Origin of the sequence: Xanthomonas prunicola (assembly GCF_025266575.1) — a bacterium.
GTDB lineage: Bacteria > Pseudomonadota > Gammaproteobacteria > Xanthomonadales > Xanthomonadaceae > Xanthomonas > Xanthomonas prunicola.
This window is the reverse complement of record NZ_CP096142.1, coordinates 5,102,369-5,126,596: the sequence shown is the minus strand read 5'-3', so window position 1 is coordinate 5,126,596 and position 24,228 is coordinate 5,102,369. Positions and strand designations below refer to the sequence as shown.

Sequence of the window (24,228 nt, the reverse complement as noted above, 5' to 3'; positions counted from 1 at the left end):
GCAGCGAACAACTGAACGATATCGTTCAGTTGTTGGAAACACAAGTGGCGTGTAACTTTCCCCGATGAAAGCAGGCAAGCAAAAATCCAAAGGCGGCAGGCCGCCACTCACGAAAGCCGGGGATGTCGATCGGCGCCTCCTCGATGCAGCATTACAGCTCTTCCTGGAGCGCGGCTTCGAGCACACCTCGTGTGATGACATTGCGCGATTGGCAGGCGCAGGCAAGGCCAGCCTTTACGCGCGCTATGCCAATAAAGACGCCATCTTCGAGGCAGTCGTTCGTCGCGATGTCCAAACGCAACCCCTGCCCGCTGCTACCGGCGCTCCGATGAATCTTGAAGACCGGCTCAGGCAGGCAGGGCGAGGAATACTTGCGCATGCGTTGCAGCCGCAAACCGTGGCGATGATGCGCCTGGTCGTTGGCACTTCCATCCGGGCGCCGGAGCTTGCTGCGGAGGTCAACCGCATTGGCTGGGAAGGCGGGCTGCAACGCGTGCGCATGGCGATCCTCGATGGCCCAGATCAACCTGCCGATCCATCCGCGTTGGCGAGCAACTTCGTCGACCTGGTGTTTGCCCCGCATCAACTTCGCGCGCTGTTGGGAGAACACCCAGGCAGCCTGATCGACTCCGCAGCAGATCGCCTGGAGTGGGCGCTTGGACTGCTCAGCGCGGCTGGTCAGCTGAAAACCAGACGCCCTGGCTGACACACACGCTCAGCCTAGCGAAAAACGCATCGCTTCGTTGATGCGTCTGCCGATCGGTTGCGGGCGGCGTCGGGTCAACGCGAACGCTCTCGCGCTGACCTGACGCCCTCATCTCACCATCGATCATGCCAGCACACCGTCGCCCCGCATGCTCATGCACGCGGCTCGGCCGGTTTTGCTGCTGCGTTCTTGCGCGCAGCGACATACGACATCACCCAGGTGAAAAAGATCGGAGTGAACACGACGCCAAGCGTGCTGGCCGCGAGCATACCGCCGATCACGCCGGTGCCCAACGCATTCTGGCTGGCTGCGCCCGCACCCCGTGCGATCACCAGCGGAATCACGCCGAGGATGAAGGCCAGCGAGGTCATCACGATCGGGCGGAAGCGCAGCCTGGCCGCGTGCATCGCGGCATCGGGCACGCGTGCGCCTTGCGCATGCAGTTCCTTGGCAAATTCCACGATCAGGATCGCGTTCTTGGCGGCCAGGCCAATGATGGTAATCAGGCCAACCTTGAAGTAAACGTCGTTGGAAAGACCGGCCACCCACACTGCGGCGGTGGCTCCGACCGCACCGATCGGCACGATCAGCATCACCGAAAACGGAATCGCCCAACTTTCATAGAGAGCGACCAACAGCAGAAACACGACCAGCAAGGCCAGGCCGAGCAGCATCGGTGCCTGTGTGCCAGCGGCTTTTTCTTGATAGGACAGCGCAGACCATTCGTAGCCGATGCCCTGGGGAAGCGCAGCTGCCAAGCGTTCCATTTCCGTCAGGGCGTCGCCCGAGCTGATGCCGGACGCAGCCTGGCCGGTGAGATTGACTGAGGCATAGCCGTTGTAGCGGGCAATCTGCACCGGCCCTTGCTCCCACCGCTGCGTGGTGAACGCCGTCAACGGCACCTGCTTGCCGGTGCGGCTGGTGACATGCAGCGTGTCCAGCGATTGCGGCGTGGCGCGATCGCCTGCAGCGCCCTGCACCACCACCCGCTGCAGGCGGCCGCGGTTAACGAAATCGTTGACGATCGTCGATCCGAACGCGCTGGATAACACCTCCATCGCGCTCTGAAAGCTCACACCTAATGCCTCCGCCTTGCCGCGATCGACCTCCAGGCGTAGCTGCGGCGCATCGGCAAGACCTTCCACCATCGCGTACGCCAGTTTGGGGGACTGGTTGGCCGCACGCAGCAACTGGTTCACCGCCTGCATCAGCGCATCGCGCCCAAGATTGCCGCGGTCCTGCACGCGCAGCGAGAAACCGCCGGAATTGCCCAGGCCTTCGATCGGTGGCGGCATTACGGCCATGATGGTCGCATCGCTGATGCGTCCCAGTGCGACGTTGGCGGCTGCGACTTCGTGGGCCGCCGATTCGCTGTCGCTGCGCTCGCTCCAGTCTTTCAACGACGGGAATGCCATGGCCGCATTGGCACCGCTTCCCGAGAAGCTGAAACCGTAGACCAACGTCACGTCCTGCATGCTCGGCCGCGCGGCGAGGTAATCGTTGACCTGTTGCCCGGCCGCTCGGGTACGGCTGTAGCTGGCGCCGGGTGGCAACTGCATGTCCACGATCATGTAGCCCTCGTCCTCCTGCGGCACGAAGGCCTCCGGCAGCCGCACGTATGCCAGCCCAAGGACACCGAGCAGCACGGCGTACACCAGCATGCAGCGCCCGGCACGGCGCAGCAGGCGATGGTTCAGACGATCGAAGCGCGACGTCAGCGCGCTGAAGTTGCGGTCGAACCAACCGAAAAAGCCTTTCTTCTGATGCTGGCCGTCGGGCGGCACAAGGAAGGTCGCGCACAGCGCGGGTGTCATCGTCAGCGCCAGGAAGCCGGAAAACAGGATCGAGACGGCGAGCACCGCGGAGAACTGTCGGTAGATCACGCCGACCGAGCCGCTCATGAAGGCCAGTGGCAAAAACACCGCGGTGAGTACCAGGGTAATGCCGACGATCGCGCCGCCCACCTGCGTCATCGCCTTGATCGACGCATCGCGCGGCGACAGGCCTTCCTCGGCCATCAGGCGCTCGACGTTCTCTACCACCACAATCGCATCGTCCACCAGGATGCCGATCGCCAACACCATGGCAAACATGCTCATCATATTCACCGAGAAGCCCAGCAGCTTCATCATCGCGAACGTGCCCAGCAGACACACAGGCACCACGATCGCAGGGATCACGGTGTAACGCAGGTTCTGCAAGAAGACGAACATCACCAAGAACACCAACGCCATCGCTTCGAGCAAGGTGTAAAGCACCTTCTTGATCGCCACGTTGACGAAGGTCGAACTATCGAACGGCACCGAGTAGGTGATGTCTGCCGGAAAACTCTGCGACAGTTCTTGCAGGCGCTTGCGCACCGCCGCCACGGTGGCGACGGCATTGCCACCCGGCGCCAGCTGCACTGCCGCGCCCGCGGCCGGGCCACCGTTTTCCTGCACGTCGAACTGGTAGTTCTCCAATCCAAGTCCCAGCTTCGCCACGTCCGACAGATGCACCACCGCGCCATTGGCCTGGGCACGCAGGATGATCTGGCCGAATTCCTGCGGCGATTCCATCAAGCCGCGCACCACCAGCGTGGTGGTCAGTTCCTGATCTTGCGCGCCTGGCCGTTCGCCCAGGCTGCCAGCTGCCACTTGCAGGTTCTGCGCACGGATCGCGTTATTGACGTCGACGATGCTCAGCCCATAGCCGCGCAATGCCTGGGTGTCCACCCACACGCGCATCGCCGCTTCGGCACCGAAGAATTGCACGCGGCCAACGCCAGGAACGCGCCGGATCTCATCGTTGACCACCCTGGCGGCGTAGTCGTTCAAGCGCACGACATCCTGCGTGGCAGCCGTATCCTTGTAGACCAGCGAATACAGCATCAGGAAGCCGGCGGTCGTCTGTTCCACCTGCAGGCCAAGTTGCGTCACCGCCGCCGGCAGGCGCGATTCGGATTGACGAATGCGATTCTGCACGTCCACCTGGGCGATATTGGGATCGGTACCGGGCTGGAACGTGATGGTGATCTGTGCACTGCCGTTGGAGCTGCTGGAGTCGTAATACAGCATGTCGCGCGCGCCGTTGAGCTCCTGCTCGATGACGCTGGTCACGGCGTCGTTGACGACCTGGGCCGATGCCCCGGGATAGGTGGCCAGGAGACTGATCTGCGGCGGCGCAACTTCCGGATATTTTTCGACCGGCAAGGTGCGCAAGGCCAGCAAGCCGGCGAGCGAGATGAAAATCGCAACGACCCAGGCGAAGTTGGGGCGATCGATAAAGAATCGGGACATGGACGGTCACCGGGGCGCCGCGCGCCCGCACAAGCGAAATGGAGGGATGATTCAATGCGCGGCGTTCAACACGGCACCGGGCTGGATCCGCGCGGCACCGGAGACGACGTAGCGCTCGCCGGCCTTCAGGCCCTCGAGAATCTGCCAGTCGGTGCCGACCATCGCGCCAGTGCGGACCTCGCGCAGTTCGGCCTTGCCGTCCGCCGCCACGACCATCACCGCAGCACTGCCGCCCGGACGCCGCTGAATCGCTCGCTGCGGCACATAGACCGCGTCGCTGGCGGTGCCGTTCGGCGTGCGCACGCGCACGAACATCCCCGGCAGCAGCAAGTTGTCGCGATTGTCGAATTGCGCGCGCAGCGACACCGTGTCGGTTGTTTCGTCCACTTGCATGTCTGCGAACAGCAGGTCGCCCTCGCGCGTTTCGCCGAGCTCGGGAATGTCGATGACGACCTTGAGCGGCGCATCGCCTTTGCGGGCACGCCCGCGCAACTTCAGCGCTTCGGCGACCGGGCGATTGAAGTCGGCGAAGATCGGATCAAGCTGCTGTACCAGCGCCATTTCCGTCGCGTCGCCCCCCTGCCCGACCAGCGCGCCCTCCGTGACCAGCGCCCGTCCGATGCGGCCGTCGATCGGCGCACGCACCGTGGCAAAGCCAAGATCCAGTTGCGCGGTTTTGAGCGCCGCACGCGCCGACGCAACCGCTGCCTGGGTGCTCTTGAAGTTGCTGCGGGCGGTGTCGAAATCCTGCCGGCTGATCACCTGCCGCTGCACCAGTTGCTGGCTGCGTTCGAACTGGGCGGCGGCATTTTCCAGCTCGGCTTCACTGCGCGTCAGCTCCCCACGTGCGCGCGCCACGGCCGCCTCGAACGGTGCGGGGTCGATCTGAAACAGCACCTGCCCTGCCTTGACGTCCGAGCCTTCTTCGAAGCGGCGTGCCAGCACGATGCCGGCCACGCGCGCGCGAACCTGCGCCACGCGCATCGGCGCCACCCGGCCGGGCAGATCCGTGGTCTGCAACACCTTGCGCGCCTGCGCAGTGGCGATGTCTACCGCCGGCGCCACCGAGGAATCCGCAGGCGGAGCCGCGTTGCCGCAGGCGGCCAGCGCGAACGGTATGAAGACGCACAGCGGGAAGAAGCGATGAGCGCGATGGGCTGTCACGGCGCGAGGTCCAAGGGATGACACGCGAATGATGCGTCAAAGATCCTTATGAATCAAATTTGATTCATAAGGATCATCTTCATAAAACCTGTATCATCCCTGCTTCATCCGTTTTTCAAGCTTATGAGCCAGGACGACCAACGCCTGATCCGCCTGCTGGCCGCAACGCTGACCCGCCGCCCACGCAGCAACCTGACCGAGCTGGCCGCTGGCGCGGGGATCAGTCGCGCAACGCTGTACCGGTTTGCGCCGACCCGAGCGGCAATCGTGGAGAAGGTGACCGCAGAAGCGTGGGGGCGCCTGCAAGCGGCTCTGCCCGAAGAAGACGCCCCGCCCGATCCCATGGCAAGCCTGCGACGCATGACGCACGCGTTGGTCGAAGATCTGGATCTGGTCATCTACATCGTCAATGAGATGGGCATGGAAGGCGCTGAACGCGGCAACACCTATTACGCCGCACCGGAATGGGAGCAGTTCCAGGCGCGTCTGGATGCTTTTTTCTTGCACGGTCAGCAGCACGGCGTCTTCGGTATCGAAATGCCGGCTTCCTGGTGGAGCGACTTCTACCTCTCGTGCCTATTTGGAGCCGGTTGGGCAGTGGCCACCGGACGGCTGGCGCAGGCGTCGGTCGTCCGCGCAGTCCTGACCTCGTTTCTGGAAGGCGCACGTTCTGGCTCCAGGATGCAGCCATCGGTACCGTAATCGGGTCCCTTTCCAGCAACGGCGCCCTGGGATTTATCGCGCTTTGCCGCGGAACTAGCGCTGCCTGCCCACGCGGGCGAACCAACGTCGCCAGCCGGTGAACGCAGGCCGGTAGGCAATTTTTGCCGGCACCTGCAGTTCAACGTCGGCACCGGTGGCAACGCCATTCCGAAACGCGAGCGTGGCACCGATGCGTGCAGCGCGTTCGCGCATGCCGGCCAATCCCCAGTGACCACGCCAGACCCCCGCGGCCAGCACTTCGGACGCGATACTGCGGCCATCGTCGCTGATGCACAGCCGCAGCGCCTTGGCGCTGTAGTGAAGTTCGAGTGTGACCGTGCTCGCCTGCGCATGGTTGAACGCATTGATGAGAGCTTCGCGGGCGATGCTGAACATCTCATCGTGGACCAGCGGATCGAGTGGTCTCGGCGTTCCTTCGACACGCATCTGGATTTCCTCGTCTTCACCGACACGGCCGCCCCTTGCCACCGCGAGCGGCCGTACCGAGCGTGTTGTCTCGACGATCCAGTGGCGTCCCGCCACATCCTGAGCGATCTGAACTGCGTCATTCAATCGCTGGCCGGTGTCGCGAAAGACGTGCTCGCCGCGTGGCAGGAACAGCAGCTTCTCGACGCTGGAGGCCCACAACGTGCCCGTCCGATCGACGCCGAGCATCCGCGTGCGTTCGCCTTCCGGAAAGTCCTGCGCCGCACCTACCGGCTTCCAGCGGCCGTCCTCGCGGACAGCCAGGCCACGCGTGGTGCCGATCCAGATGTCCCCGTCGTGGTCTTGTGCGAAGCCGAGCACGATTTCGGGTAGCCGCTCATCTTCGTGCGAATAAACCTGCAACGTCTCATCTTTGAGCAGCGCGACTGCGCCACTGCGAAAGCCAATCCATAGACCACCCTCTGGCGTCGCGAGCAGAGCGGTGACATTGGTTGAGGGCAGTTGAGTTCCGCCAACAGTGGCGTAGCGTTCGAACGTCACGCCATCGAAGCGGAATAAGCCGGTTGCACCACCGATCCACAGATAGCCATCGCTGGTCTGAGCAAGCGCCCACACCTGGCTGGGCGCGCCGTCGCGTGCGGTCCAGGCGGTGTGATGCAATTGTGCGAGGCTGCGCTCGCGGTCGAGCGCATGCGCATTTGCCGCAAACAACAACACTGCGCCAGCGATGCCGCAGTGCAGGATGAGGCGCATCCATAAGGGTGTCAGACGACGCAACGCCGCCATTTCCTTCTGTCTCAGGGTGGGTAGATCAGGCCCACTCCGAATCGGAGAGCGTTCTGCAGTTCTGGCCTTCCGCGTCGATCGCGGTGTTGGCCAAAGCGCTTCGGTGCGTTACGGGCTGCGTGACTGTAGCTCATGCCGCTGGGTTACTGGTATCGCCGAAAGCGTGCCTGTCGATAGCGGACACAAACGCGTTGCGAGATTGAAAGAGCTACTTGTGCAATCAATGGGTCCGTCACGGTCCACCGGTTCCAGCTGCGTCGTTCATCGCTTGGCCTGTCGTCGTTACCGCATCAGCGTCGCCGAGGCGTTGTCCGATGCGCTGTATTTCAGACCAGAACTTAGGGGAGTCAGCGGGCTGCCATGGGCACACATCCCCCCTCGCTCCGGTCGACTTGGGGACGACCGGATGGCACCGGTCAGTCTGGCTTTCGAGGAACGGCACGGCGTCGCCGGTGATCGACAAGCACAGCGCACAGCCCAAGCAGTCCGCCCAGATACGTCGCCACCAGGAGTAGATGCGTCGGCGTGTAGGCACCGCGATCGCGGTAGCTTTCTGGATAGAACGAAGGCTCCAGCAACCAACAGGCAATGCCACCGCCAAGGATCAGCATGCAGAGCGCGGTCTGCAGCTTGACGGCAGGCGCAGCGACATAGGCAAGAATGACGACCACCAGCGCCCCGGTGAAGCCAGCTACGAAAAGCCAACCAACAAGCCGAGCTGGGCCGTGATCGCCACCGAAGCCAAAGCCTTCGATCAGGCCATGTTGATGCACATGGCCAAGCGCATCGGCGCTGACATCACCACCATGCCAGGAAGCCACGCGCTGTTCATCACGCAGTCCCAAACCGTGTCCGACGTGATCGACCGCGCTGCGCGGTCCGCTGCGACGAAAGCCAAGTCCACGTCCAACACCAGCACGAAGGCAGGCTGACGCCACGTGCAGTCGCCAAAGGGTACCGTCGCCGCCCCTCAGTGACGGTTACCCGCAGCGGAAGCAGGCTCGACAATAAAATTGTCCGAAGACATCGTTGTCAGATGCGATGTGAGTGATGGAGGTCGGCACCTCGCTGGCGTACGCGTAGCGAGCGGCTGGTCACAAGATCGAGAAAAAGTTCTCGTCCGCCACCGTGCAAATCGTGTCGACACGCTTGTCGACGTGGCGAGCCGACACAAAAACCTCCTAGCATCTTGCACACCGCTGCAGTCCCCTCGACGGCGCACCGTTGCACCCCGCGCATGGACGCAATTCCCCCACACGATCGCCTCGGTCATTCCAACCGGTCGACACTGGTGATCTGTCCGCGAAGGCGGTCATGCCGGAATTGAGAGTAGATGATCAAGCTGCATTCCCGTTCCCCCTCACCGCCGTCCTACTCCGACACATCCGCTCCACGCCCCGCACCAGTCGCCAAGGTGCTGGTGGTGGATGACGACCAGGCCATGGCCCAAGTGGTCATGGGCCACATCCGTTCCCATGGCATGGAAGCGTTTGTCGCCACCAACAGCAGCGAACTGGCCGAAGCGCTGCGTCGGCGCGAGCCGGATATTTTGTTGCTGGATCTGATGCTCAAACACGAAGACGGTCTGGACTTGTTGCGCGCCTTGCGCAAGGAATCCGATATCCCGGTGATCATCATGACCGGCCATCGCCGCGACGAAATCGATCGCGTCGTGGGGTTGGAGCTGGGCGCCGACGACTACCTGCCCAAGCCCTTCGGGCTGCATGAACTGACCGCGCGGATCCGCGCCGTATTGCGTCGCCATATCGCCTCCAAATTGGCGGTGGCGCGTGATGCGGGCGAAGGACGGGTGCGTTTCGATGCCTGGGAATTCGATCTGCAAGCCCGTACAGTCGGGCGCGCGGGTACGCCCGCCATTGCGCTGACCAAGGGCGAGTACGCGCTGCTGCGCGCCTTTGTCGATGCACCCGGACGACCGCTGAGCCGCGAGCACCTGATGCGTGCCACGCGTCTACATGAGGACGTGTTCGACCGCAGTATCGACGTGCAGATCCTGCGCCTGCGTCGCAAGCTGGAACAGGACCCGCGCGAGCCGACGCTGATCGTGACCCAACGCGGCGCAGGTTACGTCTTCACGCCGTCGGTCGAGCACGCTCGATGACACCGCCGCCAGCGCCGGGTCGGCCACACCATCGCCAACAGCGTTGGTCGCCAACGGCAATCTTGCAGGTCGCGCTCGCTTCTACAGCGTTGCTCGCGATGCCGTTCGTGCCGGCGGCTCGTGTTGCAGCCGCGTCGGCGCGCCCTAGCGAACCCATCCATGCCATCCAGCCAGCAACCGGCCTGGATAGCCGCAAGGTCGCGCTGGGCGCGCTGCTGTTCAACGATCGCCGGCTGTCGGGCGACAGTCGCGTTGCCTGCACGTCTTGTCATCACTTGGCCAGCAACGGTGCCGCTGCCGATGCGATGACGCGGATGCCCGGGCGCGCGGTGCCGTCGTTCAACACACCCACCGTGTTCAATGCCACAGCAAACTTTCGCCTGGGCTGGCGCGGCAACTTCCGCAGTCTGGAAGCGCAAACGGCTTCACTGCTCGAAAACCCAAGCGTCATGCAGGCCGATATCGCGACGGTGGTCGGACGACTTCAACAGGACACGGTGCTCAATCAGCGCTTTCGCGCGGCCTACGGCAGGCCACCGGATCGCGCCGCGCTGTTCGATGCCATCGCCAGTTACGAACGCTCCCTGGTCACGCCAGGCAGTCGCTTCGATCTCTGGTTACAAGGCAGCGACACTGCATTGAGCGCACAAGAGTTACGTGGCTATCGCACCTTCAAGTCGATCGGCTGCATCTCCTGCCACCAAGGCGTCAACGTGGGTGGCAATCTGTTCCAGCGCAGCGGCATCTTCGCTCCCGTCGCACGGGATGGCACCCCGATCCTGCGGGTTCCCAGCCTGCGTAACGTTGCTACCACCGCCCCCTACTTCCACGACGGCAGCGCGAGCACCCTGCCTCAGGCGATCAAGGCCATGGGCACCGCTCAACTTGGCGTCACACTGAGGCCTGCGGATGTCGCCGATATCACTGCGTTTCTGCAGACATTGACCGGCAAGCACCAGGGCCGGCAGCTGACCGCGCCCCAGCCATGAGGTGGGCGACGATCCTCAGCGCCATGCTGCTGGCGGGGCTGATCTTCTTCAGCCTGTGCATGGCAGCGCTGGATCGCGACACGCAGCGTTACGGTCACGCGTTGGACGCACTCGACGCGCTGGACATGGCCGATACCAATCTCGACAACGACGTGCTGAAGGCACGCATTGGCCTGTTGCGCGACTACGACTCGCTGGTGACCGGCGATGCCCGCGCACGCGACACCTTGCAGCACCTGCGCCAGCTGGCCGACCACGACCCTGAGTTGTTCCAGGCCATCGCCGCGCTAGACGCAGACTACACAGAGAAATCGCTGCAGCGGGAATTATTCAAATCGCAGAATTCCCTGCTGTCCAACTCGCTGGCCTACTTCTGGAGCGAGAGCAACGCGCAGATCCGGCAAGGCGATGATCCCGCCGAGGCACGCGCAGCGAGCATGCTGGCAAGCGCCGTGCAACGCCTGAGCCTGGACACGACCGGCGATGCAGTCGCACTGGCACGCCGTCGCCTGGACGAAGCGGCACAACGCACGACAAGCGCGCCGCTGCTCCCGCATGGACGCATGCTGCTGAAACTGCTGCCAGACACCGATACCACCATTCGCCGCATGCGTCCGATCGCTTCGCTGGCCTCGTATGTACAGCTCAAGACGTATCTGCAAAAGCAGCATGCCAGCCAGCAGGCCACCGCGCGCCAGGTCCGCTTCCTGTTGCTGGCATTGGCCGTCGTCATGTTGGGCGCCTTGCTGTACCTGGGCAAGCTACTGCGGCAGCGCGCGCGCACGTTGCGTCGACGCGCGGAGTTCGACCGCTTGATGGTCGCGGTGTCGCGCCGTCTGGTGGCCAACGATCGCCACCACCTGGACGCTGGCATCGAGGCCGGACTGGTGCGGTTGGCAAAGTGGGCGAAGCTGCCGAGCGCCCGTCTGGGCCTGGTACCCGTCGCGGGTGACGCGCGGATCTGGCCCGATCCACAGGACGAGGCGTTCCGCACGACGCTTGCCGCAGTCGCCGCCACCCGACCGGTCGCCGCCAGCGATGTGCTGGTCGTCGACGCCAGGGGCTTCGTCGAGGTGTTGGGCAAACCCGAACTCGTGCGCGGCGCGCAGTGGCTATGCCTGAGGCAACACGCCGAGGCCGGGACGGTTGCACTGCTGTGCTTGCGGCTGCCGCCACTTACCCCGCGCCGCGATCGTGGCCTGGCGGCACTCGCCGAACTTCTGCCGCAGTTGCACATCGCGCTCGATACCTTGTTCGATGCGCTGGAGCGGCGGCGACTCGAAGACGAAGCCCTGGCGTTGGAACATCGCCTCGAACTCGCCCGACGGATGGAAACGCTGGGGACCATGGCCAGCGGCATTTCGCACAATTTCAACAACATCGTCGGCGCGATTCGCGGCAATGCCGAGATCGCCCTGTCCAAACTTGAACCGAGCTCGCCAGCATCGGAGCACCTGCTCGAGATCAGCCACACCACTGCCCACGCCTACGATCTGATCGAATCTATCCTCAGTTTCGGGCGTGTGCAGAATTACAACGTGCAGCCGGTCGAGTTGAACGCATTGCTACAAGGCGCAGTCTCGCTGCTGTCGGTCTCGCTGCCATCGACCGTCACGATCGACCTGCAGCAAGAGCAGGAACCGCTGCAGGCGATGGGCAATCCAGCGCAACTGCAGCAGATCATCCTCAATCTGGCCAGCAACGCCGCGCAGGCAATGGATATGCGCGGGACGGTCACGATCCAGCTGTCCGCCGCCAGGGGCACCGCGTCCGACGGCGCGCCTCGTCGGATCGCGCAACTGCGTGTCAGCGATCATGGCATCGGCATTCCGCCGGACCAACTGGATCGCATCTTCGATCTGTTCTTCACCACCCGCAACGGCGGCACCGGGCTGGGGTTGGCGACGGTTCGCAAGATCATCGACAACCACGAGGGCCGGATCGACGTGGACAGCGCCCTGGGTATCGGCACCACCTTCGTGGTCGAGTTGCCGCTGCGGACAGGCAGTGCAGCCGTCCCCCAAGCCGCGCCCCTGCCGAAGACGCGATCGCGGCATGCGAGCTTGCTGCTGCTGTGCGACCACGCGGCCGAGCTCGACCGCCTGGAAGAAATGCTGGCCGCACTCGGGCACGAACCGGTCGGCGTGCTGGAGCTGCCGGCAGCCGTCGCGATGGCAGCGGCCGATCCACTGCGCTTCGATGGGGTGCTGCTCAAGCGCGATCGTGCCGGCGATGCCGAACACGCGATCGGCGCGCTGCATGCCGCTGCGCCCAAGCTGCCGTTGATCCTCGCCACGCGTGCGGTGAGCCTGGCGACACGCAAGGGTCTGGGCGGCGCCATCGCCGAGATCATTGCGCAGCCGTTCGATCTTGGCGCGCTGGCGATTGCACTGGAACGTGCGCTGGGTCGCACGATGGACATGACAACGCAGGATGAAAGCACACCTGCTCTGTGACAAATGAAACACAGTCGTCGCAGATCGACACCGGAACGTAGCGCGGGCAGCCTAGCGTAGCCGATGCCCAGGCGCGGTAGGCCGCCTGCATTCCACTACGAGCGATCCACGACATGAATATCCGACCAAGCGACTTACCTCTTCTGGTGTCCCTCGATGCCCTGCTCGAGCTGAAGAACGTCACCCATGCGGCGCAGCGATTGCACATGAGCCAGCCGGCACTCTCCTCGCAACTCGCACGACTGCGCGTGCTGTTCAAGGATCCCTTGCTGATGCCCTCGGACACCGGTCGCGGCATGGTGGCTACGCCGCGTGCGGATCAACTGGCTTCGCCGCTGCGCGAAGCGATCGGCAAACTGAGCTTGCTCGGCAAGGACAGTGCGTTTGATCCGGCGACGTCGTCGGCGAGCTTCCGGATTGCTGCCGCCACCGATGCGATCGGCACGCTGGGTGCGGGGTTGGCGGGATTGATCCAGGCCCAGGGCAATCCGAAGATGCGTCTGGAGTTCGTGCATGTGAGTTCCGACACGAGCCTGGATGCGTTCGAAAGCGGCGAGTTGGATCTGCTGATCGATCACGCGCAAGCGGTTCCGGCCGCGCTGCGCTTGCGCCGTTTGCGCGACGAGCGCTATGTGCTGGTACAGCGCCGTGGGCATCCACGCGGCACCGCAGCGCTGAGCGCAGCGAGCTACAGCCATCTGGCGCATGTGCAGGTGGCGCACGCACAGGCCTGTAACCTCGCCATCGATGCGCAACTGCGGCACCTGGGGCACACCCGGCAGATCGCGGTGACCGTCTCGCAGTGCGCCACCGCGTGCGACATCGTGCTCGGCACCGACATGGTTGCCACCGTGCCGGCAACGCTTGCAGCAGAGCGCGGGCATCCACCGCTGGACTGCTTCGAACTGCCTTTCCCGTTGCCGGACATGGCATTGGCGATGGCTTGGCATCGACGCAACGATGCCCATGCCGCACATCGCTGGTTGCGCGAGCGTGTGCTGGAACTGCTTGTTCCAGAAGCGCCAGCGGCAGCAACGCCGGCCGCAACGCGACGCACCGCCGGCCGTACCGATCTCGTGCTCTCCGTTTTGTGAGCAGCGCCATGCAGATCGACAACGAACAGTTACTGCAGCCGGTCGACGAACAGCTGCCGTCCGGTCCGAACCTGGAATACACCCCCGAGTTCCAGAGCCTGGAGGAACTTGCGCGACCGCGTCTGGAACGTGCCTTGGGAGCCGGCGTGCTTGTGCCCGACGCGCCGCAATGGCGCCAGGTCGCCGAAAGCGCAGAACAGTTGTTACTGCGCTCCAAGGACCTGCGGCTGGGCATCTTGCTGAGCATCGCCCGCCTGCACCAGGACGGCCTGGTGGGCTGGTCCAGCGGCGTCGGCCTGCTCCGGCAATTGCTGGAGCAGTTCTGGGACGACGTCCATCCTCACCTGGACGCCGATGAGGACAACGACCCGACCGAACGCGTCAACGCCATCGCTGCGCTGGCCGATAGCGAGCGCACGCTGACGCAGCTACGCAACGTGCGCCTGTTCAAGGGCATGCACCCTGGGCATTTTTCGCTACGCGACCTGCGCATTGTGCAAGGCACGCTCAAGCTCGCTGCAGAGGACGCCGGCGAGATGCCAGAGCCTGCCGCCATCGATGCCTGCCTGCGCGACTGTCCACTGGAAGCGTTGCTGGACCTGGACGCGGCCTTGGCCGCTGCGCAGCACGACATCGCCGCGATTGCAGACGTGTTTGCCGAGCGCACTCCGGGACACGGTCCGGAGCTGGCACCGCTGACGCAGGACCTGGGCGAGTTGCGTGCGTTTCTGCGGCCCCATGTGTCCGAACGTTCTGGCTCCCCGGCCGACCCGACCGAGCATGCCGCACACGGTGCCGACAATGTCAGTCCATCGGCGCCACGCACGCGCGCCGTGGAGCATCCGGACGACGTTCGCCACATGCTCGACCAGCTCTGCGATTACTACGCGCGGCGCGAACCCTCCAGCCCGGTGCCATTGCTGTTGCGGCGCGCACAACGCCTGGTCGGCCTGGATTTTGCCGCACTGATGCGCGATCTCGCGCCGCGCGGAATCGACGAGCTGCAGGTCGTGTCGGGCCAGGACCATTCCGACTAGAACAGCCAACAAAACGGCTGCTCGCTACGTCTTGTCAGCCACTCTTCGTCTGCGTTGACGGCCTGCTCGGCCGGCATCACAACGCAGCGATGCCATACCAGTACACCCAGGCCGCACCAAGCAGCATCACAGCTGCCCATAAGCGCAGCGTCCACGAGCGCAATGCCGCCTGCAGGGCAGTCGGCGGCTTGCGGTCGCGGCGCATCGTCACGATCGGGGTCGGCAAGTTGTGCGGCGCTGCAACGCCTCGTCGGCGCGCGGTGGACGCACCGGCCGAGCGCGCGATCGATTGCAGCAATTGCAGGCGACGGCGCCGATATTCGGCCGGGTCCAGGCGTCGCTCCGCCTGTGCTGCGTTCAAATCCTGCAGGACCAGATTGGCCCGGGTTTCCCAGTCGTTCATTCCACCTCTCTCACCAGGCGTGCACCGATGCCGCGCGCTGCCTCGCCGTTGGAACTCACCGCACCGGGACTCACGCAGGCAGCAACACTGCGCTGGCTGCCGCGCACGGCCACGCTCTCGCCATCCTGGACCCACTCGGCAATGCCGCCGACCATGTCGAGCAGCCCCCAACTGTTGGACACCGTGGCGGTGCAGCCGTCCTCGCCGGCACGCGCCGCGCGCAGCCATTCGGCATCGCGCGGCAGCCGATAGGTGCGGCCACTGGCGCTGCTCAGCCAGGCGGCGTAATCGCGGATCAGGGCAGCGCTGACCTTGTCTGCGGGCGCCGACTTGCGTGTCCAGCGCGACACACGACAGCGCCGGGTATCGGCGCAGAACAGCGCGAAGTCGGCTACGCTGATCTCCCGACGCATCATCGCCAGCGCACGCCCGGGCTTGGATAGCACCACCAGCTCCGGGCCGCGCCCATGTTTGCCCAGATCATCGCTGCAGGTGGCCGCTGCGCCGGACGGAGCGGAGATACGGCAGGGATCGCCCGGCTTGGCCGGCGGTGCGGGCACAGCCGCCACCGGTTCCAGTTTCGGCAGCAGTGCCGCGGTATAGGAGACGCGTTGTCGGCCGGACTTGGCGACATCGCTCTGGAAAGCTCGGAAGCCGTCTGCGTCCTGCGCTTGCAGGGCCATCTTGCGCTCGCGCAGACGCTGCAGCACCGACGGCGCAGGGAGCGCGGTGCCTAGCTGTTCCAGCTCCATCGCCAACTGGTAACGGCCCAGCGCCTGACGCAGACGTGGCGCGTCCTGGGCGTCCAGTCCCTGGCCGATGACCACGCTGGCTTCTTTCCACCGCCCATCGCGGCACAGGGAGCGCGCAAGTCCCAGGTAGGCATCGGTCAGCCGCTGTGCGCCTTCGCTGCGCAAGAACGGATGACCCGGGCTGCTGGTCGCGATTTGCGCCAACTGCCGCTTGACCTTGGCGACGTCATTGGCGGCCGCCGCGGCGCGCACCGACTCGATGCGCGTGGCGATTTGCGCGGCAAGCTGGGCATGCGCATCGTCCAGAAGTGGCGCCGGCGGAGCGGGCGGGGCGGCGGATGCAGTGACAGTTGCCGCGTCGAGCTCGTGTGCGCACTCTCGCAACACAGGGGATTGTGGGAAGACGCGGCGGCCGGTGGCGAGCCAGCGGCGCGCTTCATCGATGCGGCCGACGCTGAGCGCATCGGTGCATCCGCGCCGGTAGCGCAGCTCGAGTTCGGCATGCCGCAGCAGGCCGCTATCCGGTGCCAGGCGGCGCACGCGATCGAGTAACGCCACCACGTTGCCGGGTTGATCCGCAAATAGCGCACCAGCGGCAATCGCGCCGGTCAATGCGGTATCCAGGCCATTGAGCAGGCGATCGCGTTCCTGCTCAATCGCGCTGCGGCGCGCATCCAGGCGGGGTGAGAACAACTTCCACTGATCCCGCAAGACAAGGATGCGCTGTGCGCCCACGTAGTCTTCACGGCCGCGTGCAGGCTGCCAGTAGTGGTCCATGCGCGTCAGCAGAAATGCCTCGATGGTGCTGCTGCGGTCGAGGATCAAGCGACGACGGTCGTCTTGGCCAAGCGCCCACAGCGCCGCGCGTGCATGGGCTTCATGCACGAACCGGTTCGGCGCCTGCGGCGAGAATCGCTCGAGGACCCCGGCGACTTTTTGCTGCTGCGCATGCACCTGCATCCAGGCCGCCGTGCCGCCAGCACCGGCGAGCAGCAGACCAGCGGCGAGCACGTACGGCAACACGCGCTCGCCACGGCTGCGCGGGCGCAGTTGCTCTAGCAAGCTAGTCATTGAAGGGCGTGCGCCGGCCTCGAAAGCCAGGCTGCTGCGCAGCCCGCGGTTCTGCCGACGGCTCAGCGTCGGCAGCGGCGCCACACGCAGTTGGTGTGCCTGCGCCTGCGTCGCAGACTGCTTGGCGAAGGGGTGGCGGCCCGACAGCAGCTCGTACACCACGCAGCCGAAGGCGTACACGTCGTCGGCAAACGCCGGCTCCTCGCCGCGCAGCATCTCCAGGCTCGCGTAGGCCGGAGTCAGCGCGCCCAGCGTCGCCGCATCGAACACCGTGTGGTCATCGCCTGCGTCGGCGCCTGCCAGTTTCGCGGCGCGGGCAATGCCGAAGTCGAACACCTTGGCGAGGTGCCCTGCCCCGACCATGACGTTGCCCGGCTTGAAGTCCGAATGCACGATGCCGGCCGCATGCGCGCGTTGCAGTGCGCGTCCCATGCCCTCGATCAATGGCCAGGCCTCGGCCAGGGGCATGCCCTCGCCCAACCGGCTGCGGATCAGCCCGCGCAGGTCGTCGCCTTCGATGTACTCCATCGTCATGAACACGATGGCGCCGTCTTTGTCGAAGTCGTAGACCCGCACGATATGGTCGTGCGCCAGGCTCTGCGCGCGGCGCGATTCGCGCTGCAATGCGATCAGCGAATCCGGATGGCGGCGAAAATCGTTGTTGAGCACTTTCACCGCGATGTAGGGATTGCGATCGCGCGCCTCCACCTTGCGCTCGTCGCGCGCCAGATACACCACGCCCATGCCGCCACGGCCGATTTCGCGCACCAGCAAGAAGCGCGCTTTGAGCAGCATGCCCACGCCAACCGGCGCGTCGCCCTGCAATTGCGCCACGCGCCGCCAGCTGGAGGCGCCGGCGCTGTCGTCGGCGTGTGGCGGCGGGTTGACCCGGGTTGCCATGTCGTCGGATGCGTGTGCGGCGCGCTGCTGGGTGAGCGGCGCCAGCCGGGTGACGTCGTCGTCACCAGTCGGCGGCAGTGATGGTGTATCGGCGACGTCGCGGGCGGGGCGTACGCGGGTGCGGTCGTCGTCCGGCGGCGACGTGCGGCCGGTCGTGTCGTTATCGCGGGTGTTCATGGCGTGGCATTCCGTGGGGCCAGGCGCAACGCCACGGCCGAGACGTTGTCGCGCCCGGCACGGCCGAGCGCGGTATCGAACAGGCGTGCCACCAGCGCGGCGGGCTGAGGCTCGCGCCGGCAGTGGGCGGCGATCTCGTCATCGCTGAGTTCCTTGTTGACTCCATCCGAGCACAGCAAGTAGTGCTGGCCCGGCCGGCGCGCACATACCACCCAATCCACGTACAGCGCATCGTCGGCGCCGATTGCGCGGGTGAGCGCGCCGCCGGCAGGCTGCGCCCGGCCCACCAGGGTCAGCGCGTCCTTGTCGCCGGCCACATGGTCGCGGGTCAGCAGATGCAACCGGCCCTCCTCGAAAGCGTAGGCACGGCTATCGCCCACCCAACCGCACAGCAGCAGGTCGTGGTCATGCACCAGCACCACCACAGTGCTGGCGATCACGTCCACGCGGCGCGCGCGCGCCAATGCACGCAGTTGCTGGTTGACCTGGCTCAGCTGCGCATCGATGGCATCGACAAAGCTGGCCAGATCGCCATCGCGCCGCAACGCGCCCAGCGCATCGACAACCATGCGACTGGCAAGGTCGCCGGCACTGTGGCCGCCCAGTCCATCGGCCACCGCCCACAGGCCGAGATCGTCGCGCAGCAGAATCGCATCCTCGTTCTGGCGACGAACATTGCCTTGCTCGGTACGACCGGCGGACACGTAAGACGTGCTCATGGCAGTGCCTCTGCACGGCAGGCGCTCGGTGCATGCAAGGGCCCAAGCAGGACTGGCGCATGACAGGCTGCAGGCCAGCCGGCAATACGCATCCAGGCACCCGGCGCAGATCCTGTCATCGCCGTCCACCACAGGCTGCTGCCAGCGGTGGTCGCGCCCGCAACCAGCGGCACCGCCAACACGGATGCGTCGTCGTGCGCGTGTTGGGCGAGCGCCACGCAGGCGCGCTCCAACCAGGCACCATCTTGCTGTCGTTCTGCACCAATGTTGCATAACACCGCGTCGGCAGCATCCAGCCACGAGGGCAGATACAGATCGGTCGGCACGACGGCAGCTGTCGTGCCATCGGCGTCGCTTGCAGACAACGGTGCAGCAATGACCAAGGGGAAGACGCGATCGACGCGATCAACGCTGGCCCGCATCGCCCCGACCCATGCGGCCGTACCCGCGAGGCCCGGCATCAGCACGAAGCGCCACACGGGTGCGTGCTGCTCAGGCGTCGTGATCGTTGCCGCGGCGGCAGACAGCAAGCCTTGCATCGCGACGTGCCACGGGTCGACAAAAGTCTCCGGCAAACGGCGATGCACGAAATCGCCGACCGCGGGCAGCTTGCCGTAGAAACCCGGCGGGCGTTGCATGGCGCTCATGGGCAGCTGAACCGCTGCACGGCCGACGTCGCAAAGGGATGCCGAAGGCTGGTCGGTTGCACGTCCACACGCACGGTGGCGCTGCCCAGTGCGAGGCTGGCGGTGTAATCCAGATCGCCGCTACGGCGCAGCCGCCCGGCCTGCAAGACGCGAAACCAGGCCCAAGGGCCGCGATATTCGACCACTGGCAAGGCCTGTCCGCTGGCATCCCACGCTGCCAGACGCACCAGCCCCGGCGTTGGACCAGGCCAGGTCATCGACTGGGCGGCGCGCGCACCATCGCGCACTTCCAGGGTTTGCCCATCCACCTCCAACAGCAGCCGGCTGATTGCCGCTTGCGGTGGAATGGAGACAGTGAACGCGACCTGCGGCTGCGCACCTCCGCCCGCGAAGAACGCTTGCTTGATCTCGTCGGCAAGTTGCGCGCGCGCCAGCACAGCGTCGGCGCCAACCGCCGCCATGCCTGCGTTCCATTTCCAGCCAGGCCCGCTGGTATCGACCTTGCCGAGCAGTGCCTGCTGCGCGAACCGGTCCATGCGCCCGCCGGGTGCGAACAGTTCGGCGAAATCGCGCAACGGGATCTCGTTGTTGCTGCCCGGCACGAACGGGAAGCGCCCGCTCACCAGCAGCGCACACTCACGCCCGGCTGCTTGCCGTTGCGTGTTACGCAATGCCTCGCCAGCGCTGCCGGCGGTCAATTCGCGACCACGGCCGGACAAGGCCGCCATCCAGTTGCCCAGCGGCGGCGGCAGCTGTTCGGCCTGTTGTGCGGCGATCAGCAGTGCCGGGTCGTTCTGATCGGCGGCAACGCCGGCAGCGGCGCCCAGCAGCGTGCGGCTCATCTGCGTCAGCGCGGCCAGGGTTTCGTCCAGCGCACTGGCACCCGACCCACCATCGAGCAGGCGATTGAGCGGTTCGAAATGGCGCTCGATCGGCTCGGCTGCCGCATCCGGCTCGGCCGCAACAGAGGTGTCTGCGGCGGCTGCAGCGCCCGCGCCGGCCTTCGCCGTAGGCGTGCGTCCCAATGCGTGGGTGTGCTCGCGCACCAGCACCAGCAATGCCTTGAGCGGCGATGCCGGTCCGCCCAGCTTGGCGGCCACTGCACTGGCCTGCCCGGTCTGCGTGACCGGCCGCAGCACCAGGTCGGCCAGCATGCTGTCCCAGGCGGCGATGTAATCGCGCTGATACAGCGCCAACACCTCTCGCTCCAGTTGCGAGCGCGCCAGCGGATCCAGCGGTGCGGTGCCCAGCACCCAATCGTCGGCGAGAAATTGCTGCACGCCACGCGCAATGCCACCACCGACCTGTGCTTGAAACGCCTGGCGGGTGAACAGCGGAGGCAACGGCGCAGACAACAGCAGGCCACTGCGGCGTTCGAAGACATCGCCCAGCAGGCCTAGGCGGCGGTCCAGGCGTGGTGCCTGGGCCGGATCGACACCAGGTTGCGTCAGTTTGAGTCCACCGTAGACCAGTGACGGCAATTCGGCAGTCCGCAGGCTCGCCCGCGTCTGCTCGATCTGCTGCCGATCCAGCGGGAGTGCACGCGCACCGTCGACCGGCCCAAGCAAAGCACGCAGATGGCGATTCAAGCCGGCGCGCACCGACGCATCTTCGGGAAATATCTGCCGCCAGACCGTGCCAGCCAACGTCGCCAGATGCATTGCATCGCGACGCGCGGGTTCGCCCAGCATCAGGTAGCCCTTCAACAATGGATACAGGCGTTGCGGATCGTTGCTGGATTGCGCCAGTTTGCGTCGCAGCGACTGCGCCAATGCGGGCAGCAACGCCCCGTTGAGGTCGCGCAGATACGCTTCCTGCACATCACGCGCCAACGCCGTGCCCTGATGCAGCCCGAAGCGCCGTGACCATGGAATCGACACATCCGGCGGCAGTGCCACATCGCGCGCCTGGGCAAGCGCCTCGAAGCGTTGCAGGGCCTTTGCATAAAAGGCGGCCTCGCCGGCATCGGCGGGCAGCGGACCGGCGGGATAGGCATCGAGCGCGTCGCGCACCTCGCCAATCAGCCGCACGTTACGTGCATAGCTGCCGGCCATGCCCGACAGCACGCCCAGGGTGGTGGCAGTCAACACGGCCCAGCAGGCCAGCTGCAGCAACCGACGGCGCTGTGCACTGCCGGGTTGACTACCGGCCAGGCCAGCCTCGGCGAACACCACGTCGTTGAGCAGGCGTGGCAGGAAATAACTGCGTGGGGCACTGACGGCCGGCGGCAGCCCGGCAGCGGTGATGCCGAAATGGCGCGCCACTGCCGAGATGACGCGATCGACCGGGTGTCCCTGCTGGGTGCCCGAGCTCAGATACACACCGCGCAGCCACGGCTGGCCGGCGTAGCCATGGCGACCGAACGCGGTCTGTACGAAGTCCAGCAGCGCCGGCTGCAGCAGGCGCAGCTGGTGCGGGAACGACAGCACCGCCGCACGCTCACGCGCATCGCGCGCCCGTTGCAGGCGCTCCAGCACACGCTGATCGATGCGCTCCATCACGCGTTCGAGTTCGCCAGGAAACACCGTCAGCGGATCGGTTTCGCTGGCATCGTGCGCCTGCGGAAACGACATCCCCCACACCTGCGCGCGGCCAGCCGCATCCAGGTCGGCGAAGAACTCGGCAAACCCGGATACCAGATCGCATTTGGTCACTACCAGATACACCGGCACGCGCGCGCGCAGCTTGTCGACCAGCTCGTCCAGGCGATGCCGCACCGCACGTGCCTGCGGCGTACCGGCATTGCCGTCGTACTCCAACAGGTCGGCAACGCTCACCGTCACGATGACGCCGTTCAACGGCTGCCGGCGATGCCGCCGCAGCAACTCCAGGAAGCCATGCCAGGCACCGGCATCGGCAACCGCGTCCGAATCCTGGGTGGTGTAACGCCCGGCGCTGTCGAGGAACACGGCCTGATCGGCGAACCACCAGTCGCAATTGCGCGTGCCGCCGACGCCTTCCAGCGCGGCGTGGTTGCCATGTTCCTTGAGTGGGAACTCCAGGCCCGAGGACTGCAACAAGGTGCTCTTGCCGGAACCGGGTGCGCCAATCAACAGATACCAGGGCAGCACGTGCAGGCCGGGACCGTTGCGACGGCGACGGCGCAGCACCGCCATCGCTTCGGCAAAGCGCGCACGCAGGCGGACCTGCTCCTGTGCCGCCCGCGCGCGACTGTCATTGCCGCTGGCGTCTTCGGCACTTGCTCCCTGCCCGACCAGTTCGCCGGCCAGACGCTGCTGCTTGGCGCTGTCGCGTCGCCAGCGCACAGAGCGCCATGCCAACCATGCGAGCAACAAGACGGCCACGGCGAGCAGCCGTCCGGCCACGCTGGCGAGCGGCTGCCAGCGGCCGACGCTGAGGTAAGGCCCGCCGACCCAGACAAGGACGGCCAACAGACCAAGGACAGCAGCGTCGGCCGTGTATCGGGCGCGCAGGAGGTCAAGAACAAAGCGCATGGGTCAGGTCTCGGGAATCAACAGGATCTCGACGCGCCGATTGCGCGCACGGTTGCCGGGCAAGTGCGGCGGTAGCGCGATGGGCTGGGAATCGCCCGCGCCACTGGCCTGGACACGGTGCGGATCGCGCAGGCCTGCCGCCAACACGGCGCCCACGCTCTCGGCGCGACGCGCGGACAACGCGAAGTTGTCCTTGAAGCGCAGCGAGCGCACCGGCTGATCGTCGGTATGCCCGACCACCACCACCCGCCCTGGCACCTGCTCCAGCGCCGCAGCGACGCGTTCGAGCAGGCGGATCTGATCGGCATCCAACTCCGCGCTCCCGCTGGAGAACATGGCTTCGCTGGCCAGGCGCACGGTGGTGCGGCCATCGCCGTCGGTCTGTACGCTCAGCAATCCTGCGCGTTGCTCGGCCGCCAGCAGCGGCGCAAGCGCCGATGTGGTCGCCGGTCGGGTTGCTGCCGCCGGGAGCGGCAAGGCCACCCGCTCCAGGCCGATGCGCGCCAGCTGCGCGCTGATCGGCGCGGTCAGCGTGTTGAGGCGCGCATGCAACCACACGAACGCCAGCAACACGATGCACAGTGAGGCCAGCGCCGCGATCCACAGCGGTGTGGCGGCCGCATTGCGCAGCAACGGCGCCCGGGCGCCTTGCCAGTTCGGCGACAACGCATCAGGTACCGGCGGACGCTGGCGTTGGATCAGTTGGAACAGCTCGGTCTGGCGATCGGCCAGCCGTGCACCGCCACCCTGCTCCACCCGATAGCGGCCGCCAAAGCCAAGCGCCAGCGCCAGGTACAGCAATTCCAGCAGGTCCAGATGCCGCGCTGGATCGCGTGCCAGCCGGTCGAGCAGGTCGAAGACCTTGGCGCCGCCATAGGTTTCGCCGTGGAAGGTCACCAGCAAGGTGCGCTGCGACCAGCCGCTGCCTTCGCCCCATGGCGCAGCCAGCACCGCTTCGTCCAGCAACGTGCACAGCACGTAGCGCGCGGCAATACTGGTCTTGTCGTCAATGCCTTGTTGCCGCAGCTGCTGTTCGAAGCGCTGCAGGCGCGTGCTGCAGGTCTCACGCAAGGTGGCGATGTCCGGCGTCTGCGTGGAGTGCCGCAACTGCACCGCCAGCAGCAGCAGCGGCGTGGCCGCGCGCACCACCGCATTGCCTTGCATGGCGCCGGGCGCCGCGCGCATGGCGGCATCCAGATCAGGCGGTTGCGCCATGCGCGTCGGCGCTTGGCGGGACGGCGTGGATGCAGCGGACCGCGGCGCCGGTGTCGCGCTGCGGACCACGGTGGCATCGTCGTCGTGCTGGTCGACTGTCTTGCTCAT

17 protein-coding genes are annotated in these 24,228 nt (G+C 65.8%); 8 read left to right on the top strand and 9 right to left on the bottom strand.

The features are described from left to right. The first annotated feature begins 64 nt into the window (after positions 1 to 64). Positions 65 to 706, top strand: a complete 642-nt coding sequence (locus M0D43_RS21825) for a TetR/AcrR family transcriptional regulator (RefSeq protein ID WP_252163032.1) — start codon at positions 65 to 67, stop codon at positions 704 to 706. 152 nt (positions 707 to 858) lie between these two features. Here M0D43_RS21825 and M0D43_RS21820 read toward each other — a convergent pair whose 3' ends face one another. Continuing rightward, positions 859 to 3,984 carry a multidrug efflux RND transporter permease subunit gene (locus tag M0D43_RS21820; RefSeq protein WP_252163031.1) on the bottom strand — a complete coding sequence of 1,042 codons (3,126 nt, stop codon included), beginning with the start codon at positions 3,982 to 3,984 and terminating at the stop codon, positions 859 to 861. Positions 3,985 to 4,035: 51 nt separating this feature from the next. Beyond that, the gene (locus M0D43_RS21815; protein ID WP_252163030.1) at positions 4,036 to 5,148 is read right to left on the bottom strand and encodes an efflux RND transporter periplasmic adaptor subunit; all 1,113 of its coding nucleotides are present in this window, start codon (positions 5,146 to 5,148) and stop codon (positions 4,036 to 4,038) included. 123 nt (positions 5,149 to 5,271) lie between these two features. Between M0D43_RS21815 and M0D43_RS21810 the strand changes: the two genes are divergently transcribed. Continuing rightward, positions 5,272 to 5,850, top strand: coding sequence for a TetR/AcrR family transcriptional regulator (locus M0D43_RS21810; protein ID WP_252163029.1), 579 nt, complete (start codon positions 5,272 to 5,274; stop codon positions 5,848 to 5,850). A gap of 54 nt (positions 5,851 to 5,904) precedes the next feature. Here the strand turns inward: M0D43_RS21810 and M0D43_RS21805 are convergent, their stop codons facing one another. Further along, positions 5,905 to 6,957: a sensor histidine kinase gene (locus M0D43_RS21805; RefSeq protein ID WP_252163028.1), complete on the bottom strand. Its 1,053-nt coding sequence runs from the start codon at positions 6,955 to 6,957 to the stop codon at positions 5,905 to 5,907. Positions 6,958 to 7,598: 641 nt separating this feature from the next. Between M0D43_RS21805 and M0D43_RS21800 the strand changes: the two genes are divergently transcribed. The 6 genes from M0D43_RS21800 (at position 7,599) to tssA (ending at position 14,781) form a co-directional block, all read left to right on the top strand. Then, complete coding sequence (locus tag M0D43_RS21800; RefSeq protein WP_252163027.1) at positions 7,599 to 8,015, top strand: hypothetical protein; 417 nt, start codon at positions 7,599 to 7,601, stop codon at positions 8,013 to 8,015. A 401-nt stretch (positions 8,016 to 8,416) separates the two neighbouring features. Continuing rightward, complete coding sequence (locus M0D43_RS21795; RefSeq protein WP_252163026.1) at positions 8,417 to 9,205, top strand: response regulator; 789 nt, start codon at positions 8,417 to 8,419, stop codon at positions 9,203 to 9,205. Continuing rightward, positions 9,202 to 10,194 (top strand): cytochrome-c peroxidase, encoded by a 993-nt coding sequence (locus tag M0D43_RS21790; RefSeq protein ID WP_252163025.1) that lies wholly within the window; start codon positions 9,202 to 9,204, stop codon positions 10,192 to 10,194. The genes M0D43_RS21795 and M0D43_RS21790 overlap by 4 nt, the downstream gene beginning before the upstream one ends. Next, entirely contained in the window at positions 10,191 to 12,650 is a 2,460-nt protein-coding gene (locus M0D43_RS21785; protein ID WP_252163024.1) for a two-component system VirA-like sensor kinase, read from the top strand. The genes M0D43_RS21790 and M0D43_RS21785 overlap by 4 nt, the downstream gene beginning before the upstream one ends. Positions 12,651 to 12,763: 113 nt before the next feature. Then, the gene (locus tag M0D43_RS21780; RefSeq protein WP_252163023.1) at positions 12,764 to 13,744 is read left to right on the top strand and encodes a LysR family transcriptional regulator; all 981 of its coding nucleotides are present in this window, start codon (positions 12,764 to 12,766) and stop codon (positions 13,742 to 13,744) included. A gap of 8 nt (positions 13,745 to 13,752) precedes the next feature. Beyond that, positions 13,753 to 14,781 carry a type VI secretion system protein TssA gene (tssA, locus tag M0D43_RS21775; protein WP_252163022.1) on the top strand — a complete coding sequence of 343 codons (1,029 nt, stop codon included), beginning with the start codon at positions 13,753 to 13,755 and terminating at the stop codon, positions 14,779 to 14,781. 76 nt (positions 14,782 to 14,857) lie between these two features. On the opposite strand, the gene M0D43_RS21770 is transcribed toward tssA, so the two are convergent. The 6 genes from M0D43_RS21770 to icmH are packed head-to-tail and all read right to left on the bottom strand — an operon-like array spanning position 14,858 to position 24,228. Then, complete coding sequence (locus tag M0D43_RS21770; protein WP_252163021.1) at positions 14,858 to 15,184, bottom strand: hypothetical protein; 327 nt, start codon at positions 15,182 to 15,184, stop codon at positions 14,858 to 14,860. Continuing rightward, positions 15,181 to 18,084 (bottom strand): bifunctional serine/threonine-protein kinase/formylglycine-generating enzyme family protein, encoded by a 2,904-nt coding sequence (locus tag M0D43_RS21765; RefSeq protein WP_252163020.1) that lies wholly within the window; start codon positions 18,082 to 18,084, stop codon positions 15,181 to 15,183. The genes M0D43_RS21770 and M0D43_RS21765 overlap by 4 nt, the downstream gene beginning before the upstream one ends. Next, on the bottom strand, positions 18,081 to 18,803 hold the full coding sequence (locus M0D43_RS21760) for a PP2C family protein-serine/threonine phosphatase (protein ID WP_252163019.1): 723 nt from the start codon (positions 18,801 to 18,803) through the stop codon (positions 18,081 to 18,083). The genes M0D43_RS21765 and M0D43_RS21760 overlap by 4 nt, the downstream gene beginning before the upstream one ends. Further along, positions 18,800 to 19,450 (bottom strand): type VI secretion system-associated protein TagF, encoded by a 651-nt coding sequence (gene tagF, locus M0D43_RS21755; protein WP_252163018.1) that lies wholly within the window; start codon positions 19,448 to 19,450, stop codon positions 18,800 to 18,802. Before tagF ends, M0D43_RS21760 begins: the two co-directional genes overlap by 4 nt. Next, complete coding sequence (gene tssM / locus M0D43_RS21750) at positions 19,447 to 22,905, bottom strand: type VI secretion system membrane subunit TssM (protein ID WP_252163017.1); 3,459 nt, start codon at positions 22,903 to 22,905, stop codon at positions 19,447 to 19,449. Before tssM ends, tagF begins: the two co-directional genes overlap by 4 nt. A 3-nt stretch (positions 22,906 to 22,908) precedes the next feature. Continuing rightward, positions 22,909 to 24,228, bottom strand: coding sequence for a type IVB secretion system protein IcmH/DotU (gene icmH / locus M0D43_RS21745; RefSeq protein ID WP_252163016.1), 1,320 nt, complete (start codon positions 24,226 to 24,228; stop codon positions 22,909 to 22,911).

Coding starts and splice junctions, on each gene's coding strand:
- M0D43_RS21780 (WP_252163023.1), top strand. CDS start 12,764: ATGAATATCCGACCAAGCGACTTACCTCTTCTGGTGTCCCTCGATGCC.
- tagF (WP_252163018.1), bottom strand. CDS start 19,450: ATGAGCGCCATGCAACGCCCGCCGGGTTTCTACGGCAAGCTGCCCGCG.
- M0D43_RS21825 (WP_252163032.1), top strand. CDS start 65: ATGAAAGCAGGCAAGCAAAAATCCAAAGGCGGCAGGCCGCCACTCACG.
- M0D43_RS21810 (WP_252163029.1), top strand. CDS start 5,272: ATGAGCCAGGACGACCAACGCCTGATCCGCCTGCTGGCCGCAACGCTG.
- M0D43_RS21760 (WP_252163019.1), bottom strand. CDS start 18,803: ATGAGCACGTCTTACGTGTCCGCCGGTCGTACCGAGCAAGGCAATGTT.
- M0D43_RS21790 (WP_252163025.1), top strand. CDS start 9,202: ATGACACCGCCGCCAGCGCCGGGTCGGCCACACCATCGCCAACAGCGT.
- M0D43_RS21820 (WP_252163031.1), bottom strand. CDS start 3,984: ATGTCCCGATTCTTTATCGATCGCCCCAACTTCGCCTGGGTCGTTGCG.
- tssA (WP_252163022.1), top strand. CDS start 13,753: ATGCAGATCGACAACGAACAGTTACTGCAGCCGGTCGACGAACAGCTG.
- M0D43_RS21785 (WP_252163024.1), top strand. CDS start 10,191: ATGAGGTGGGCGACGATCCTCAGCGCCATGCTGCTGGCGGGGCTGATC.
- M0D43_RS21765 (WP_252163020.1), bottom strand. CDS start 18,084: ATGAACACCCGCGATAACGACACGACCGGCCGCACGTCGCCGCCGGAC.
- M0D43_RS21800 (WP_252163027.1), top strand. CDS start 7,599: ATGCGTCGGCGTGTAGGCACCGCGATCGCGGTAGCTTTCTGGATAGAA.
- M0D43_RS21795 (WP_252163026.1), top strand. CDS start 8,417: ATGATCAAGCTGCATTCCCGTTCCCCCTCACCGCCGTCCTACTCCGAC.
- tssM (WP_252163017.1), bottom strand. CDS start 22,905: ATGCGCTTTGTTCTTGACCTCCTGCGCGCCCGATACACGGCCGACGCT.
- icmH (WP_252163016.1), bottom strand. CDS start 24,228: ATGAGCAAGACAGTCGACCAGCACGACGACGATGCCACCGTGGTCCGC.
- M0D43_RS21770 (WP_252163021.1), bottom strand. CDS start 15,184: ATGAACGACTGGGAAACCCGGGCCAATCTGGTCCTGCAGGATTTGAAC.